General features: G+C 57.8%; 14 protein-coding genes. 4 read left to right on the top strand and 10 right to left on the bottom strand.

The features are described from left to right. The 3 genes from QJ48_RS31635 to QJ48_RS31625 all read right to left on the bottom strand — a co-directional run. Positions 1-1360: FAD-dependent oxidoreductase (locus QJ48_RS31635; protein ID WP_054977313.1), on the bottom strand; the 1360-nt coding region annotated here is incomplete at its 3' end. Further along, positions 1357-2100, bottom strand: a complete 744-nt coding sequence (locus tag QJ48_RS31630) for an N-acetylmannosamine-6-phosphate 2-epimerase (RefSeq protein ID WP_054977312.1) — start codon at positions 2098-2100, stop codon at positions 1357-1359. The genes QJ48_RS31630 and QJ48_RS31635, both read right to left, overlap by 4 nt. Continuing rightward, positions 2097-3179 carry a hypothetical protein gene (locus QJ48_RS31625; protein ID WP_054977311.1) on the bottom strand — a complete coding sequence of 361 codons (1083 nt, stop codon included), beginning with the start codon at positions 3177-3179 and terminating at the stop codon, positions 2097-2099. Before QJ48_RS31625 ends, QJ48_RS31630 begins: the two co-directional genes overlap by 4 nt. Positions 3180-3368: 189 nt before the next feature. Between QJ48_RS31625 and QJ48_RS31620 the strand changes: the two genes are divergently transcribed. From QJ48_RS31620 to QJ48_RS31605, 4 genes are all read left to right on the top strand, one after another. Then, positions 3369-5651, top strand: a complete 2283-nt coding sequence (locus QJ48_RS31620; RefSeq protein ID WP_054977310.1) for an AraC family transcriptional regulator — start codon at positions 3369-3371, stop codon at positions 5649-5651. A 370-nt stretch (positions 5652-6021) separates the two neighbouring features. Continuing rightward, complete coding sequence (locus QJ48_RS31615) at positions 6022-6921, top strand: sugar ABC transporter permease (RefSeq protein WP_082420760.1); 900 nt, start codon at positions 6022-6024, stop codon at positions 6919-6921. A gap of 30 nt (positions 6922-6951) precedes the next feature. Then, entirely contained in the window at positions 6952-7827 is an 876-nt protein-coding gene (locus QJ48_RS31610; RefSeq protein WP_082420759.1) for a carbohydrate ABC transporter permease, read from the top strand. An 81-nt stretch (positions 7828-7908) separates the two neighbouring features. Continuing rightward, complete coding sequence (locus QJ48_RS31605) at positions 7909-9498, top strand: extracellular solute-binding protein (protein ID WP_054977307.1); 1590 nt, start codon at positions 7909-7911, stop codon at positions 9496-9498. Positions 9499-9560: 62 nt separating this feature from the next. Here QJ48_RS31605 and QJ48_RS31600 read toward each other — a convergent pair whose 3' ends face one another. The 7 genes from QJ48_RS31600 to QJ48_RS31570 form a co-directional block, all read right to left on the bottom strand. After that, positions 9561-10715 carry a cation:proton antiporter gene (locus QJ48_RS31600; RefSeq protein ID WP_054977314.1) on the bottom strand — a complete coding sequence of 385 codons (1155 nt, stop codon included), beginning with the start codon at positions 10713-10715 and terminating at the stop codon, positions 9561-9563. 265 nt (positions 10716-10980) lie between these two features. After that, the gene (locus tag QJ48_RS31595; RefSeq protein ID WP_054977306.1) at positions 10981-11883 is read right to left on the bottom strand and encodes a Gfo/Idh/MocA family protein; all 903 of its coding nucleotides are present in this window, start codon (positions 11881-11883) and stop codon (positions 10981-10983) included. Positions 11884-11886: 3 nt separating this feature from the next. Next, positions 11887-12771 carry a sugar phosphate isomerase/epimerase gene (locus QJ48_RS31590; protein ID WP_237763126.1) on the bottom strand — a complete coding sequence of 295 codons (885 nt, stop codon included), beginning with the start codon at positions 12769-12771 and terminating at the stop codon, positions 11887-11889. 15 nt (positions 12772-12786) lie between these two features. Beyond that, complete coding sequence (locus QJ48_RS31585) at positions 12787-13845, bottom strand: Gfo/Idh/MocA family protein (RefSeq protein ID WP_054977304.1); 1059 nt, start codon at positions 13843-13845, stop codon at positions 12787-12789. A 39-nt stretch (positions 13846-13884) separates the two neighbouring features. Then, positions 13885-14754, bottom strand: a complete 870-nt coding sequence (locus tag QJ48_RS31580; RefSeq protein ID WP_054977303.1) for a sugar phosphate isomerase/epimerase — start codon at positions 14752-14754, stop codon at positions 13885-13887. Positions 14755-14802: 48 nt separating this feature from the next. Further along, entirely contained in the window at positions 14803-16155 is a 1353-nt protein-coding gene (locus QJ48_RS31575; RefSeq protein ID WP_054977302.1) for a hypothetical protein, read from the bottom strand. Between the two features lie 104 nt (positions 16156-16259). After that, on the bottom strand, positions 16260-17093 hold the full coding sequence (locus QJ48_RS31570) for a M20 family metallopeptidase (RefSeq protein ID WP_272948173.1): 834 nt from the start codon (positions 17091-17093) through the stop codon (positions 16260-16262). Positions 17094-17125: the final 32 nt, after the last annotated feature.

Raw genomic sequence — 17125 nt, 5'->3', positions numbered from 1 at the left:
TTTTGCAGGCGGGCAGCAGATTGTCCATCCGCACGGGAATCAGGCTGCCGAGCGGAATTTGAAACGGCAGGCTCGGGATATAGAAGCCTTCGCGGCCGCCTGTCGTCGGGTGCAGATCGATCCGGTAGCTGCCGATGCCGACACTGTCTTGGAACGGCTCCGCGCCGCCGTTGGCTCCACGAACCTCAGGGCTGATATGCTGCTCTTTGACCGTAAATTCCGCCCGGATGCGGCGGGATTCGCGGATGTACGGCGCTTTAGCCAGTCCGTCCGCCGTCCCCGTCACATCGCCGCGCAGCCGAAGTCCGGGATACCCGTTCCCGCCGTCGGGCCGGGGCGCTTCGGTTTGCAGCCAGTACAGCAGGCTAAGGTTCAGCTGCTTAGCCCCTTCCAAATGGCGCCGCCGCTCTTCCTCCGGCACCTCATAAACATTGCCGAGCCAGTAATCGTTCTGCGGCCAGTTGATGAGGGTCAAGTCGCTGTCGAACGTCCCGGGCGCAAACTGCGACCGGTCGGCAATCCTCCGGTAATCCCATAACGAAAAAGCACCGGGCTCGGGAAACAGCGAAAAGCGTTTCACCGCCTCGTTCGTTTTCAGCGGCGTCCAACTAAACATCCGGTCCCGCTGAAACGGAGCCTGATAGCTGCGCCAGAACTCGTACGCCGCCGGCTTCTCGATCGTATGGTCCTCCCCCTCGCGGTAGTCGAGAGCGAAACACCACGTCACCGATTGAATGTCGAGCGGCTCCGGCTCCCCTTCGAGCGCATGCGGCTCCCCTGTATCCCGGCGCGATTCGGCACCCGTCACGTATTCCGTGCCGGTCAGCGGCAGCACATCGCCGCATTCTGTCGCATCGAGCACATAGCGCGCTTCGACGACGACGCGGTCGCCGGACAGCGTATGCTCCAGCGTGACGGAGCGGACCGTATCGCCGTCCGTTTCCGCCGCTATCGGGCGAACGTTGAGCAGCAGCGTGATTCGTCCCGCATGGATATGCGGAGCGAGCATATCTTGCAGCACGGACAGAGCGACGCGCGGGTCGCAGGATAGGCGGCTGACGCTGGCGGTGCCCGGATTGAACCGGTCGCTGCGCATCGCTTCCGCAGTCAGCGGATAGTTCGCTTTGTAATACCCGCGAATGCGGTTGCGGAACTCCCGGTACTTGCGGGTGCAGCCGAACTGTTCGATCCAGCGGTGCTCGTCCGCAGGAACGGCTTGACTCGTGAATTGTCCGCCGATCCAATCCGTCTCCTCCGTCAGCACGATCCGCATCCCGGCTTCCGCCGCGGCAAGCGCAGCGGCACAGCCTCCGATCCCGCCGCCGATCACGGCAATGTCACATCCGTACTGCCGGTTCATAGCCCGGACCTCCTTTGCGCTTCCCCACTTCCGGCCACGGCAGGCTTCCCATCCAAACGGCTGTTAACCGCCTCGGCGAAGTGCTGCGTGATGAGCTGCGGACGGGTAATGGCTCCGCCAACGACCACGAACGTCGCTCCCGCTTCGATCGCCGCTTCCGCTTCTTCCGCGCTGAAGATACGCCCTTCCGCGGCAAGCGGAACGGTCAGCCGGGCGGACAAGCGCCGGACCAGCTCCAGGTCCGGCTTCTTCGTCAGCGGGCTGTATGGCGTATAGCCGGACAATGTCGTCGACACGATGTCGAAGCCAAGCCGCTCTGCGGCAAGGCCCTCCTTCTCTGTGGACACGTCGGCCATCGCAATCGCTCCCGCTTCGCGAATCCACTTGAGCAGCGGAACGACCCGCTCCAGCCGGCTTTCCCGATTCGTCACATCGAGCGCGACAATATCGGCTCCGGCCGCAAGAATCGCCTCCACGTCTTCCAGCTCGGGGGTAATATAAATCTCCGAGCCCGGAATATCCCGCTTAAGCAGCCCGATCACGGGTAGTTGTACCGCAGCCTTGATGCTGCGGATATCATCTACGCCATTCGTGCGGATCGCCACTGCTCCTCCAATAACCGCCGCCTTTGCCATGCGGGCCATAATCCCTTCGCCGTACAGCGGCTCCCCCGGAAACGCCTGGCACGATACGATCAACCCAGGCGGCATCGGTAGCCGCTTTACTCCGATAGATGTCATTGGTTCTCCCTCCCGATGCCCCAAGAATCGTCCAGCTTCATGGAGGCCAAAATACCGGCGAACGTCGCCGCTTTCCGGAACGTCGTGCTGACCGGAGCCCGCTCCGGATCGTATTGCAAGCCTTTCGGTGTGAACACCGACCAGCCCTCCCTCGTTAGCCGGCTGTTCAGCTCCCTCAAACGGCCTTCGGCATAATCGCGGGCTTCGGGGAGATGAGCGTAACGGGTGAATGCCAAATCGATCTCCCACACATTGCTCCAATCCCTGCACCACCACGGCGCTTCGTTGCCGTCATGCGGCCCTTCCTTCATGGCAGCCAGCATCCGGCGCACCGCCGCTTCCGCCGTCTCCTGCCACTGCCGCTGCAGCTCCTGCGGGAGCAGAGGCAGCGCCGTAGCTGCAAAGGCGACGATAATCCCCTGATAGCTGACGCTGTTGCCCATCGCTACACTCCCGTCCCAGTGCTCGATGTATGGCCACCAATCGGGCTTGTGCTTGCCGAACCGCTCGATCAAGTGGCGGAATACGCGGACGGTCTGCTCCATCAGACGGGCGTCACCGTTCAACTCGTACGCCCGGGCGAACGTATGCGCCGCGTACATATCCCCGTTCAGCACGTCGTGATGCCGTGCGTTCGGATTTTTATAGACAGCCCCGGGCTTCTCCGCCGCGACTTCCGTAAGCAAATAATGGGCTGACCGGATCAGGCTTTCTTTCGCTTCTTCGGAGCCGGTATGACGGTGCAGCAGATACAGGCTGTTCGCCACCGCACCGATTTCGGCGATGTCGACCGTTTCCGGGTCGCCGTGCTTAACGTAATAGGGCTGGCCGAACGCCCCGTCCGACCGCTGCCGCTTGAGCACGTTCGCCGCTAAGCCCGAGGCGATGGCAAGTCCCTCTCCTCCATGCAAACGATAATCCAGAACGAAGAAGGCCGCGACCTGGCCCGTCGTGCAGCAGCTCGCCAAAGCGCCGAGCTCGTCATCCCGGATGCCGAGGCTGCCGTCCGCCTGTTGTTCAAGCAAATCCGTAAAATAGTCCCGTAAGGTTCCAACCAAGGATGAAACGATGGAATCCATGACTCACTCTCCTCTGACTGCTTTCTCCATTACTATATCATAAAAAGGAGGATTTCTCCTCTAATATTTTTGTTTTTTGGAGAAAAATTCCCGTACCTTCCTTGACAGTCCGCATCCGGACAGACTACTCTTAATGTAACAATAGAGACCAAGAGAGAACAACTATAGGCCAGCCGGGGGTGCAAGTCCATGTGGAGACCGATCCCATGGTTTCGCAATACATCTTTTAAAAGGAAGCTGTTCGTTTACTCCCTCGTCATCAGCCTGCTTCCCGTCATATTGACCGGTACCGTCCTTGCGCACATGGCAGCCGTGGCCATTCAAGACGAGGTCAACCAAAACCATCAAATCGTTTTACAAGAAATGCAGCGCCAGGTCGATTCGTTCTGGGCCGGGCTCGATAAAGCTTCCATTCAGCTCACCAATCACCGGTCTTTGGAGCAAGCGGTGCAGCTCGGGCCTTCCGGCAAATATTTGGACGAAATGCAGGAGCTGGCCGATACGATTCAAAAGCAGCGGAGCATTTCCGAGTTTCAATATGACGTTTCCGTCATCTTTTTGAAATTCGGCAAAGTTTATTCCAGCAAGCACGGCTTCATCGAGTTTAATGAATTCGCTTACCGCAATATTATCGACCGGATTCCGCCTCATTTCCGCTCCGAGATCGTAGCGCCCGACACCTATCCTGGACAGGACGAGCTGCTCTATTTAAGGCCGGTACCTATTTTCTCCGACACGCAGGGAAGCGGAATCCTGGTGCTCCATATTCAAAAGGATAAGCTGGCCGATTTTGCCGAGCATGTTCCCTTAGGAGGAAACCGCAAGCTTTACGTTTTCGACGAGAAAGGCGTCGTCCTGATCAGCAGGACGCCCGGGGAAATCGGCACCCGGCCTGCCCTGTTCGCCGGCGGGCTGCCCCGGTACTACTCCGGCGAGCCCGCGGAGACGGACATCGGCGGAGAAACGTACCAGCTCACCGTCCGGCAGTCGGATTATACGCGGTGGACGCACGTGGCCATGACGCCCGAGAAGGAACTGACCCGGCAAGCAGACCGGATTCAGGTGACGACGTTCGGGATCGTGCTGCTGCTCGCCGCTTTTTGGGTGCTGATCGCCCGCTTCGGCTCCACCCGGATGTATGGTCCCGTTCAGCATCTGCTGCAGCGGCTTCTGCCCCCGTCTCGCGAGAATTCCCACGCCGGGACCGGCAACGAGTGGCACGCGCTCGATGCCTACGTGACCGGGATGCTCCAAACGAACGAGCAGCTGCGCCGGCAGTTGAACGAGCAATCGCCATATCTAAAAGAAACGATCGTGCATCAGCTGCTGCGCGGTGAAATGAACGGCAACGAGGCGGAACGGGTCCGGCAGACGTTCGGCTTCCAGCTGCGGGGCAGCCGGTATGCGGTGTGCTTGCTCGATATTGACGACTACGCCCGCTTTCAGCAGCTGTATCAGGACAAAGACCGGTCCCTCATGATGTTCGCCTTGCGAAAAATGACGGAGGAAGTGTTCGAAGAGCGGTTTTCCTGCGCATCCGGCATTACCATGCCAGGCCAAATGGCGCTGATCGTCGGACTCGAAAAAGGCGACGCCGCACTGGAAAACCTGCTGTTTACGGCGCAGAAGCTGCTCGACACTTCCGCCAAATATTTTCAATTTACCGTAACGATCGCCTGCTCTAACCCCGTCCTGACGCATCGCGACATCAACGATGCCTACCGGGAGGCGCGGGACTTGCTCGGCTATAGGCTGCTGTACGGGCCGGGCAAGCTGCTGACGCCGCAGGAGGTCGTTCCGGCTGAAAACCAGCTTGCAAGCGATATTATCAAACGGGAGAAGCTGGTCGTTACCGCCGTCATGCAGGGAAAAGCGGACGAAGGCGCGGAGCTGCTGCACGAATGGGTACGGGACATGCCGCAATTCGTCCGGCATTTCAATGCGGCGCTCGGCTTGTTCGCCCATCTGATCGGCGAGCTGGTTCTCTACATGCAGGAACTGGAGCTGGCCCCACACGAGGTGTTCGGAGTAGATCCTTACAAGCGGCTGTACGAAATGACGACGATGAACGAAGTGGCGGAATGGCTGGCAGGCACAGTATTTCCCTCGATCGCCGAACGGCTGGAGCTGGCGCATACCGGCAAACAGCAGCGCATGGCCGCCGATGTCATCCGGTATATCCACAGCCACTTCGATACGGATTTGTCGCTTCAGCAATTGGCCGACCGGCTCCATATCTCTCCTTCCCAGCTCAGCCGCATGTTCAAGGAAGAGACGGGGATGAACTTTATCGATTACCTCATCCGGTTCCGGATGGACAAGGCTAAAGAATGGCTAGCGCATACCGAAATGCCAATCAAAGATATTGCGGAGAGACTCAGCTACACCTCCGTTCAAAATTTTACCCGCGTGTTCAAGCAGCACGAGCAGCTTCCGCCGGGCGAATACCGCAAGCGGTTTCGGGGCGTTTGAAGGATTGAAACTCTTCCGCCCCCGCTGTTTTTCTTCAAACGCCGATGCTTCGGGCCCTTCCGAACCGGTGTTTTTTCTTGTCCTCGCCGTTCCCCCATAACGATAAGTCCCGTCATGACGCGCTTTTGCGGCTTTTTCCTTTTTTTGCGGATCTTTATCCTTTTTTGTTATACCCATGAAAAATGGAGAATTGCCGTGAGTCGGCCCATTCCCGGATAATCGGATCAACAACAACGATTCGCAACCGTCGGAATGTAAACGCCTCCGGTTCGTTGCGGCCCAAGGAGGAATGTGCTTGAGCACCTTGCCCCCCCATCCCCACTCCTCACCCGCTATCCGTAAGACCGCTTCCACGAGCCGTCTCGGACGTTTGCGGGCCCGGCTATGGAAGGACCGGTACCTGCTGCTGCTCGGCTTGCCCGGCATCGCCTATTTCCTGATTTATCGCTACGTCCCCATGGCGGGGCTGTATATGGCCTTCATCGATTACAGCCCGTTTCAAGGGATTGCGGGCAGCGAGCGGGTAGGCTTGAAGCATTTTGCCCGGATTTTCGAAGATCCGGAAATCGTACAGGTGTTGTGGAACACCTTGTCGATCTCGTTTCTGCAAATCGTATTCGCCTTCCCGGTTCCGATCGTGCTGGCCCTGATGCTGAACGAGCTGCGCAACCAAATCTACAAGCGCATCGTCCAGTCGGTCATTTACCTCCCCCACTTCCTATCGTGGGTCGTCGTCATCGGAATCTGCACGATTTTTTTGAAAGGGAACGGCGTCGTCAACGATTTCCTCAAGCAAGGGTTCGGCCTTGCGCAGCCGGTTCCGTTCTTGACCGATCCGAGCTATTTTAAGCCGATCGTCATCCTTCAGGTGATCTGGAAGGAAGCGGGCTGGGGAACGATTTTGTTCCTTGCGGCGCTAGCCGGCGTAAATCCGCAGCTCTATGAAGCGGCGACGATGGACGGCGCCGGACGGTTCCGCCAAATGTGGCACATTACGCTTCCGGCCATCCGCAATACGATCGTCATTCTGCTCATCCTGCGGCTTGGACATGTCATGGATGCCGGATACGAACAAATCTTCCTTCTGCTCAATCCGTTCAACATGGAAATCGGCAACATCCTCGATACGTACGTGTTCTTCAAAGGGATCGGACAGTCGGACTACAGCTTCGCAACAGCGGTTGGCTTGTTCAAAGGAGCCGTTGGGCTCGTGCTCGTACTGTCGGCCAACTACATAGCCAAAAAACTTGGCGACGACGGCGTATTCTAGGCTGCGTCCGCCTAAGAAAGGATGATCCGCTTGCATCATCGAACCCCGGGAGACCGGTTGATCGATATCGCCAACGTTTTGCTGCTCGGCCTCATCGCCTTGATGATGCTGGCCCCGTTCTGGTATGTGCTGGCCGTCTCTTTCGCCTCCTACAAGGAATTTTTGCAGCATGACATCATCTGGTTTCCGAAGGAATGGGTGCTCAGCGCCTACGAATATATTTTCGCTTCGGAATCGTTCGTCCGTTCGGTCGGCGTGACCGTGCTTGTGACTGTGATTGGCACGGTGGTCAATCTGGCATTTACTTCTACCTTCGCATACACGCTGGCCCGCCCGGTCATCGGCCAACGGATCATGCTGGTGCTTGTCCTCTTCACGCTGCTGTTCAGCGCGGGCATGATTCCGACCTACTTGATCGTGAAGGAAACGCATCTCTTGAACTCGATCTGGGCGCTCATCCTGCCGATCGCCATCAATCCGTTCAACCTGATCGTCATGCGGCAGTTTTTCGTCGGCATCCCGAACGAGCTGCACGAAGCGGCGGTCATCGACGGCGCCAACGACCTGAAGGTGTTCTGGAACATCATGCTGCCTCTATCCAAACCGTCACTGGCCGCTTTCGCCCTGTTCTATGCGGTGCTGCACTGGAACAATTACTTCACCGGCATCCTGTACTTGAACGAACCGGAAAAATGGCCGATTCAAGTCATTCTGCGGCAAATGGTCGTCGTTGGAGAAGCGCAGACGGCGCTTGGCAGCGGTCAAATTTTGCTCGAACACGCTCCGCCGGCGGATACGATCCAAATGGCAGCGATCATCGTCGCGACCGTTCCGATTCTTGTCGTGTACCCGTTCCTGCAAAAGCATTTTGCCAAGGGGGTGATGCTAGGGTCCGTTAAAGGCTGACTTGGGACATCTTGTCAGACGCACGAACTTGTATAAACATAAAATTCAGAGTATGATCCAAACATGGGGAGGGGCTTGTAAATGATTTACAGAGGCAAAACATGGACCGCCGCAGCGCTCGTCGGAGCCATAACCTTAACGTCCGCCTGCAGCGGCGGCGGCGACGCAAAGACCGATCAACCGAACGCCGGAGGCACCGGAGCCGTAACGGATAGCCAGAAAAAACAGACGATCACGATGATCGACTACCGTTACGGGGTGTTTCCTCCGACCGGAGGCAAGGGCCTGGAAATGATCAACGAGAAATTCAACGTCGATTTCAAGCCGCAATTCGTGGTCCGCTCCGATTACGACCAGAAGCTGAGCGCCGTCGTGGCTTCGGGGGAAATTCCCGACATCGTAGTCATGGAAGGACCCGACTCCAACTTCTATAAATGGGCGAAGCAAGGGGCCTTTTTGCCGGTGAACGATCTGCTTGACAAATACCCGACGATGAAGCAGATTCCTGATAAAGTCCGAAAAGCGGTAACGGTGAACGGCAAAATATACGCGGTCCAAAAATACTTAACCGATAACTACCAGCTGACCCCGATCATCCGCAAAGACTGGCTGGACAAGCTGGGGCTGGAGGTTCCGAAAAACTACGACGAGCTGAAAAAAGTGGCGATCGCCTTCACCCAAAACGACCCCGACGGCAATGGCAAGAACGATACGTACGGGCTCGCCATGTCCGCGAACATTAACCCAAGCTTCGGAATGGGCGCTTATTGGGATTTCGAAGCCTGGTACCATAAAAACGCCGACGGACAAGTGATCCCCGGCATTATCTCCGAAGCGCGGAAGCAGCACATCGGCTGGCTGGCCGACCTGTACAAGGAAGGCGCGATTACGAAGGACTTCGCCCTGCTCAACTGGACGCAGACGAACAAGGAGTTCTACTCCGGCAAGGCAGGCATCTTCATCGGTACGCCGCGTGCCATGACCCCGGCCTATATGCAAGGGTTGGTCGACACGAACCCGAACGCCAAAATCGTGCCGATTCCCCCATTCCAAGCGCCGGACGGCTCGCAAGGATTCGTCTCCTCCCCCGGCTACTACGGTATCGTCATGCTGAATGCAAAGCTGGCGAAGGAGCCGGACAAGGTGAATAAAATTATGGAGATGCTCAACTACGGCCGGAAGTTTGTGCCGCTGGAGCAGCGCAACGCGGGCAATATCGATTTTGACTGGCTGAACGGCAAAGAAGGCCAAGGCTACAAAATCGAGAACGGCAGCGTGCGACGCGAGGTCGAGGAAAAAGGTCTTGCGCCGATCAACTATTTGCCAGACAAAACGATGTGGGCCCCTAATGACACGTCCAACGGCTATTCGACGGAATACACCGTCCCGCTATTGCGCGATCTGGCGGCCAGCCTGGAGAAAATGCACAGCGAGACGAAGCATCTCGTCAATCCGGTCAACTCGGTGGTCTCCGAGACGAAGGCCTCAAAGGAGAGCGAGTTGTCCAAGTTCCTGTACACGGAACAAACGAAAATGATTTTCGGCGAAAAGCTGCTGTCCGATTGGGATAAGATGGTCAAGGAGTGGTCCGACAAAGGCGGCGCCCAGATCATTAAGGAAGTGAACGAAGGCCTCAAGGCGAACGGCTACTCCGGCCCGCAGTGGAAGTAATGCAAGATTAGATGCAAAGAGTCCCAGACCAATGAATGGCTGGGACTCTTTTTCCAATCTTCTCATTTTCCACGGACTGAGACTGTCGCCTTGGACTCCTTGAAAAACCATTTCATCATCGGAGGCGTCACAAGGGTCGTCACCAAGACGACGACAATGAGGACGGCGAACATCTCTTTGCTCAGCAAACCGGCGTCCAGCCCCATGGCGGCGATGATCAGCGCGACTTCGCCCCGGGATACCATGGCTGCCCCGATCCCTAAAGAAGGTCTCCAGGCAAAGCCGGCCAATTTTGCGCCCAGCGCCGAGCCGACCAGCTTGGTGAGGATGGCAAGAATACTCAAAACGACGATCAAGCCGAGATTGCCGGCAATTCCCGCGAACTCCGCCGTCACGCCGATGGAAGTAAAGAACACCGGAACGAAAATCGAATAGCCGATGGTTTCGACCTTCTCGAACACCTCGTGCTTGTATTTCGTTACGCTGATCGCCACACCGGCGATATAAGCTCCGATGATCGCGGCAACCCCTGCATATTCGGCCAAGTAGGCATAAGCAAAGCAGATGATGAGAGCGGCCGATATGACCGCTTCGGTCACACGAAGAGGCGCGAACTTTTTCAGCACCCAAGGAACGACCTTCCAAGCGATCAGAATCGCCCCGGCGAAGAAGATTACTTTTTTCAGGACAACGACACCCAGATTCACGTCTCCCCCTGCAAAGCTCATCACAAACGCCAGCGCAATGATAACGAGTACGTCATCGATGACCGCGGCCCCCAGAATCGTCGCCCCCGCCCGGGACTTCAGCTTTCCCATTTCCTTCAGCGCCTGCACCGAAATACTGACGCTGGTGGCCGACAGCAACAATCCGAGGAAGATGGCCTGGATCGTCGGAAGCCCCATGACTTGCCCGGCCAAAAACCCTGCGACCAACGGTACGATAATCCCCGCAACCCCCACAAAAGCGGAAGGCTTCCCCGTATGTTTGAATTCCTCGACATCGGTTTCCAGTCCGGCAATGAACATCAGCAGAATCACGCCGATTTGACTGATTTCCGTTAAAATGTCGGTATTCGTGACCAGTCCGAGCACCGTCGGTCCCAAGACGATCCCGATCAGCAGCTTCCCGAGCACGGAAGGCTGTCCTAGTTTAACGCTAAGGTCTCCCGCAATTTTGGAAGCAAGCAAGATGATAGCCAGTTGAAAAATAAGCATAATGACCGACCGACCTTTCTGTTTGTTATCGTGCTTATCCTGTGGATATTCAGGCAAAAACATACAAAAAGAAGCCCATCAACCATAGCTGCTAAATAAACATAGCAAAGCTAAGGTGACAGGCTCCTCCGGGTATTTCCTATTTGATTTTCCAAGGATAGCTAACGTTACGATACTTATACGCAAGGATGCGATCCCGGTTTCAAAAATGCTGCAAGAAAAATCTGGTTTGGGGGAATAACGCGGCCCCCCACTCCGCCTGCGGCTATAGCTTGACCCGCTGCCCTGTCGCCCGGCTTTCGTTGGCCGCTTCGAGGAAGCGGATAATTTCCAGCGTCTCCGTCAGCGGAATGCCCGGTTCTCCCGTCCTGAACATCTTCATGACCTCGGCCAGCAAGCTGGCATAAAACGGTCTGCCGTCCTTGGACACATCGACCAGGCGCGGTCCTCCGCCGGTGTGCAGTGTTGCGCCGAAGCTTTGACCGGGCCGCCGGCTGCCCCGCACCGTACCGATCCGGTCGTCCTGCCAGACACCGGTAATGACGTCGAAATCGTCATTAGCCGCCACGGCCACTTCCCGGCATCCTGCGCCCATGGCGCGGTACAGCAGTTCGGCCGTATGAATTCCATACCAGTAGTATCCCGGCTGCGTCGGTTCGAGATGCATCGGTCCGAAGGCATCGGCTCCCGTAATGGCTCCGACAGCTTCCGCCAGAGTGCAGACGAGCCCTTCGGAGTACCGCAGCGCCGAAGCGCTCATGACCGGAATATCGTATTGCTGCGCAAGCTCGGCGATTTCATACGCCTCCCGCGAGCTCAGTGCGAGCGGCTTGTCGATAAATACCGGCTTGCCATAAGGCGCGATGGCGCGGAACTGCTCCAAGTGCACCCGTCCGTCGGCCGATTCGAGCAGCAGCGCATCGACCGATTCCGCTACGGCTTCCGGCGTTTCCATGATGGACACGCCGTATTGCTTCCGCAGCTCTTGCGTAAAGCCGCCGACCCGGTCAATGCTGAGCGGGAAGTCGGCGGAGCCGGCAGGATAAGCGGCGATCACCCGTCCTCCCGGCACATGGTTGACATCCGACGGGTTGTTCAGCAGCTTCGTAAACGCCGTTACGTGCGACGTATCGAGTCCGATGATGCCTATGCGCAGCGCCGCATCCATACGCTAGCCCCGCTTCCGGTAAGCTTCGATGAATTGAATCGCTTTGCGGATATCTTCCTCCGGCTGATCGCCGACTTCACGTTCAATTGTTAAATAGCCCGTATACCCGATGTCTTGCAGCGCTTGGAAGTACGCGTCGAAATCGACGGCCCCCTCGCCGGGAGGCAGCTCCCGGAAAAACTCGCCCGCGCTCACCATCCGCGCAATCTCCTCATGATCCATCGGCTTGTACCCAAGGGAGCCGTAGATGGCGCGAGGGTCCGCTTCGCGCAGCCGGAGGCCGTCCTTCACGTGCGTATGAACGATATAGTCCTTCAGCGTGTGAACGCCTTTAGCCGGGTCGTCGCCGGTCACCATGACCATATTGGCCGGATCGAAGTTGACCGCCATTCCTTTGGAGCCGAGGCTGTCCAAGAAGCTTTTCAGATGGGCGGCGGTCTCGGGACCTGTCTCGATGGCAAAATAACCACCGACAGACGAGGCATAACGGGCCAGTTGACCGCAAGCGTCCTGCATCTCGGCATAGATCGGATCGGCCGGGTCGTCCGGCACGAGACCGATATGCGTAGTCACGATATTCGTACCCAGATCGAGCGCCAGATCGAGAATCCGCTTCGATTTTTCGATTTTGGCCGGGTTCGCCTCTCTGTCTTGGAAGCCGTGTCCGCCCAAATCGCCGCACAAAGCGGAAATTTCCAGCCCGATCGAATTGAGATAAGCCTTGAGGTCTTTCCGAGCGGCCGCGTTTAGATTCGCCGGGTCCATTTCCCCTTTGGTAGCCCAAATTTGCACGCCGTCGGCGCCGAGCTCCTTGGACTTTTGCAAGCTCTCACGCAGCGGCAGCTTGAAGCTGTCCGAAATGACTCCGATCTTGTTCGTCAACGCCATGAGCATCGCTCCTTCCTACAGCTCGATTTCCCGCCCTTGGGCGGCCGATTCGTAAATGGCGCACAATATTTTCATCACTTCGACGCCGTCTTCCACCGGGCTCCGCGTTTCCGCCCGTCCGAGCGAGCTGTCGATAAAATAGTTAATCTCCTGCTGGAACCCGGCGATAAAATCAAACGAAGGATGGTCTACCTGCGGCGCGACGTTCAGAATCGTATCATACTTCTCAGCGATAATCGCAAGCTCCGGCTCCAGCTCAGCTCCGCCCTTGTCTCCGTACAGCTTGACGTACAGCTCATCCTTCTTCGCATGCAGCGTGAAGCTGACATCGACCATGAGGCTCGCCCCGTTCTCGAAGCGGATGAGCGCATTGGCCATGTCCTCAACGGTGTTGAGCTCCGCGTTGTAATCCGCTGCTTTATAGAATTCCAAGTGCTCCACGTTCGAGCGGTTGCCGAGGCGATTGTACGTATTGGCCGAGACCGACTTGACCTTCGGCTTGCCCATCAGGTACCAGCAAATATCGATAATATGTACGCCAAGGTCGATGACCGGGCCGCCCCCGGAGCGCTTGATATCCGAAAACCAGCCGCCCGGGTTGCCGAGACGACGAAGACAAGAGGCTTTGGCGTAATAAATCTCGCCCAGATCGCCCGCATCGATAAATTTTTTCAAAATTTCCGTATTGCTGCCGTACCGGCGTACAAAGCCGACCTGCAACAGCTTGCCCGTCCGCCGCACCGTTTCTTCGACCTTTAAGGCTTCGGCCACCGTCTGGCACAGCGGCTTCTCCACGAGCACATGCTTGCCCGCTTCGAGCGCCGCGATGCTGATTTCAGCATGGGAGTTGTTCCAAGTGCAGATGCTGACGCCGTGAATGTCCGGCAGCGCCAGCAGATCCCGGTAATCGGTGAACACTTTGGATGCGCCGTATGCTTCAGCCTTCGCTTGTGCCCGTTCTTCGTTCAAATCGCATACGGCATAAATTTCCACTTCCGGATGATGGCTGTAGGCTTTGAAATGCTGCTCCGAAATGGAGCCAGCTCCGATAATTCCGATTTTGATTTTGCTCATCGTTCCCCTGTTCCTCCTGCTTCTCCTGTTGTTTTCGATTTACACTACGGCTTCCTGCCACAACCGGCGGACGTTATCCATGGCAATTCGCGAACCGGTTCTCGGATCTTCCATACCTTCGAATTCGACGGACAAATACCCGTCGTATCCCGAAGCCTTCAGCACCCGGATGACCTCCGGCATATCGATGTCGCCTTGTCCAACGATGGCGCCCCGCAGGAAGTTGCCGTGGGTCGACTTGAACCAGCCTTCCCCCGGATTGCGGTAAGACGGACGGCGGTAAAAGTCTTTCAAATGCACCATGGACGCAAACGGAATGTTATTCGAAACGGCGCTGACCGGATCCTCGTCCACACACAGGAAATTGCCGATATCCAGTGTCGTCTTGAAGTTGGCGCGATCCACCTCGTGCACGAGCCGGAGCACCCGGTCGCTCGCTTGCAGGTAGAAGCCGTGGTTTTCCACGCTTGTGACGATATCGAACTGCGCTGCGTAGTCGGCGATACGGCGGCACGCTTCGACGAGCCGGGGCAAGTCCGCTTCGAACTGGCGGATCGTCGTTTCGGGGATCGGGCGCGACGCGACATCATGACGCATCCGCTTTACTCCAAGGTCGCGGGCGATGTCGACTTGGCGCATCGTCTTCTCGATCTCCAGCTCGTACGCTTCCGGGGTGGCCTGCACGAAATTCGCGCCGACCGCGTAGCCGGAAATGTCAAGTCCCGCTTGGTCTGCGGTCTTGAGGATATCTTCAATCAGCCCTGGATTGTCGGTCAGGTCGTACCCGATCGGCACAATCTCCACATGCTCGCCACCATTGTCGGCAATCCAGCGGATGGCTTCCGTTACGGTTAACTCCTTCTTATCGATAGCCCGGTATAAACTGTAGGTGCTCAATCCCAATTTCATGCGTACATCCTCCTCAGTTAAGTCCGATATAAACGACAAGCATGCTTTTTAACGGCGCAGAAGATCGTCCAGGAAGGAAAACCGGTAAATCTGCTTCGGCCTCCCCCTTGCTCTGCCGCGTTCCTCTCCGGTCACCTCGACGAGTCCCGCGTCCATCCACTGCGTCAGCAGCCGATGGGTGCTGCGAACGGTCACGCCGAGAACCGACGCCAGCTCGTGAACGTTGTAGTCCGTTTTGCCCGTACGGGTGAGCTGGGCGACCACCCGGCCCAAATACGTCTGGGTCAAGCCCGCTTCCTCCGCCTTCCGGATCAAGGCGGCGTCCAGCAGCGACAGGTCGGCGCCGAGCGGTACGGCCATTTCCAGCGGACCGATGACGCTCTCGTCCTCGCGGACGATGAAGCTGATGCTGCCGCCCGCGTCTTTGGCCCGCCGCAGCGCCATCCGGGCATGCGAGCCCGCTTCGTGGGCGGACCGGCCGAAGCCGATGCCGATGCTCAGCGAAAGGGTGAAGGTGTCCTGCGCCATTTTGGCCAGCGGGATATATTTATATCCGCCCGTATGGCGCTCGAACGTCCCCCGGGTCGTAACGAACAAATATTCGTCGCCGCCGAGCGGGGTCAAGTGCCCTTCGAGCGTTTCGGCATACTCGAGCATCATCCGGTGAATGTCCAGCTTCAGCCGCTGCACGTCATGCTCCGACTTCCGGAGATCGGCCGCTTTGCGGAACCCGTACACTTCGATCAAGCCCACCACAATTTGCGATTCCTTGCTGCGGCGGGATTCGGTCGACAACAGCGCCCGTTCAAGCGCGACAATGATATCCTGTTCGGTCGGCAGCACCCATTCATTCGGAACGCCGAGCTCGCTCAGCTTCACCGATACGGAACGGAGCGCGGTCAAAGCAATCACTGTGTTTCCTTGGGCGTATTGCTCCGTATGAAAACGAACTATCGCTTCGGTATCCGCAGGATCGCCGCCTGGATAGAACGTCAGTTCAGGCAGCGACTGGCCCAGCTCGCGGAACGTTTTCACGAACGGCTGGCGGGTCAGCGTATCGACAGACATAGCGCCGAGCCGTCCCATCCGCTCCGCCCGAAACAACGAGCGGTACAGCCCCGAGCCGTTCAGCGGAACGAAATGAGCGGGCACGCGCAGTTGGAAGCGGTCGTGGCATACCTGGTATGGAAGCGGTCCCGAATACAAGATCACTTCGACGCGGTCCATAAGGTCCCGGGTCCGTTGAACCGCTTCTTCCAGATTCGCGTACGCCCCGGTGACGGGGACGAAGGACGGAAACGATTTCATCGCTTGCAGCATGACGGGAATCATCGGCTCCGGTCCGATCAGCGCGATCGGAATCCCTTTTTCTACGGTGGACGTACGATAAGTCCCGAACATGACAACACCGCCTTACCCATGCTTGTGTTCAATCTATCTCCATTATACCTGACAGGAGGAATCTGCCAATTGCAAAAAGGTGACGTTTTCAAATGACACTTCATTTATGCCCGCCCCGCAGTCAGACGCTCCAAAGCAATGGCGGCGAGCGCCGCCGCTCCGACCGGGAGACACGCTTCGTTAAGCGTAAACCGGGGATGGTGCAGCCCGAAAGCTTGCTCCGCTCCCGTCTCGGGACCTGAGCCGAGCCAAAAAAAGCAGCCCGGCACCCGCTGCAAATAGACGGAAAAGTCCTCGCCTGCCATCGTCGGCTCCGCCTGTACGCGCCGCTCGCGCCCCAGAAGCCTGTCGATCGCTCTCTCGGCGTAGGCCAGGCAATCGTCGTGGCTGACAAGCACCGGGGTCTGCGGAATGTAACGGAGCTCGGCCCGGCACCGGTAGCCTTCGGCGATCCGCGTCACGAGCCGTTCCAGCCGCTCCGGCATGGCGCTTTGCACTTCCGGCGCAAACGTCCGTACCGTCCCGGTCAGACAAGCACGGTGCGGAATGACGTTGTTCGCTTCCCCGGCCTGCAGGCTGCCGACGGTTACGACGGCGGGGGCAAACGGCGAAAGCTCGCGGCTTATGGCGGTTTGCAGCGATAGAACGACGGCCGAAGCCGCCACGATCGGATCGATGCACTGATCGGGGATGGCCCCATGCCCTCCTTTCCCCTCGATGTCGATCTCGATACGGTCGACGGAGCCCATAAGCGGACCGGCACGAGTCGCTATCCTGCCCGCCGCAAGCGTCGGCAAATTGTGCAGCCCGTAAATTTCCGAGACGCCGTCCAGCGCACCGTCCGCGATCATCGCTTTAGCCCCTGCGTTGATCTCCTCCGCCGCCTGGAACAGGAACCGCACGCAGCCGTTTAACCGCTCCCGCCGCTCCGCGAGCAGCCGGGCCGCGCCGACCGGGCGTCATGCACGCC

This window comes from Paenibacillus sp. A3 (genome assembly GCF_001399685.1).
In the GTDB taxonomy this organism is placed as follows: domain Bacteria; phylum Bacillota; class Bacilli; order Paenibacillales; family NBRC-103111; genus Paenibacillus_G.
The sequence above is the reverse complement of the archived record's forward strand: the minus strand, read 5'-3'. Positions and strand labels throughout refer to the sequence as shown.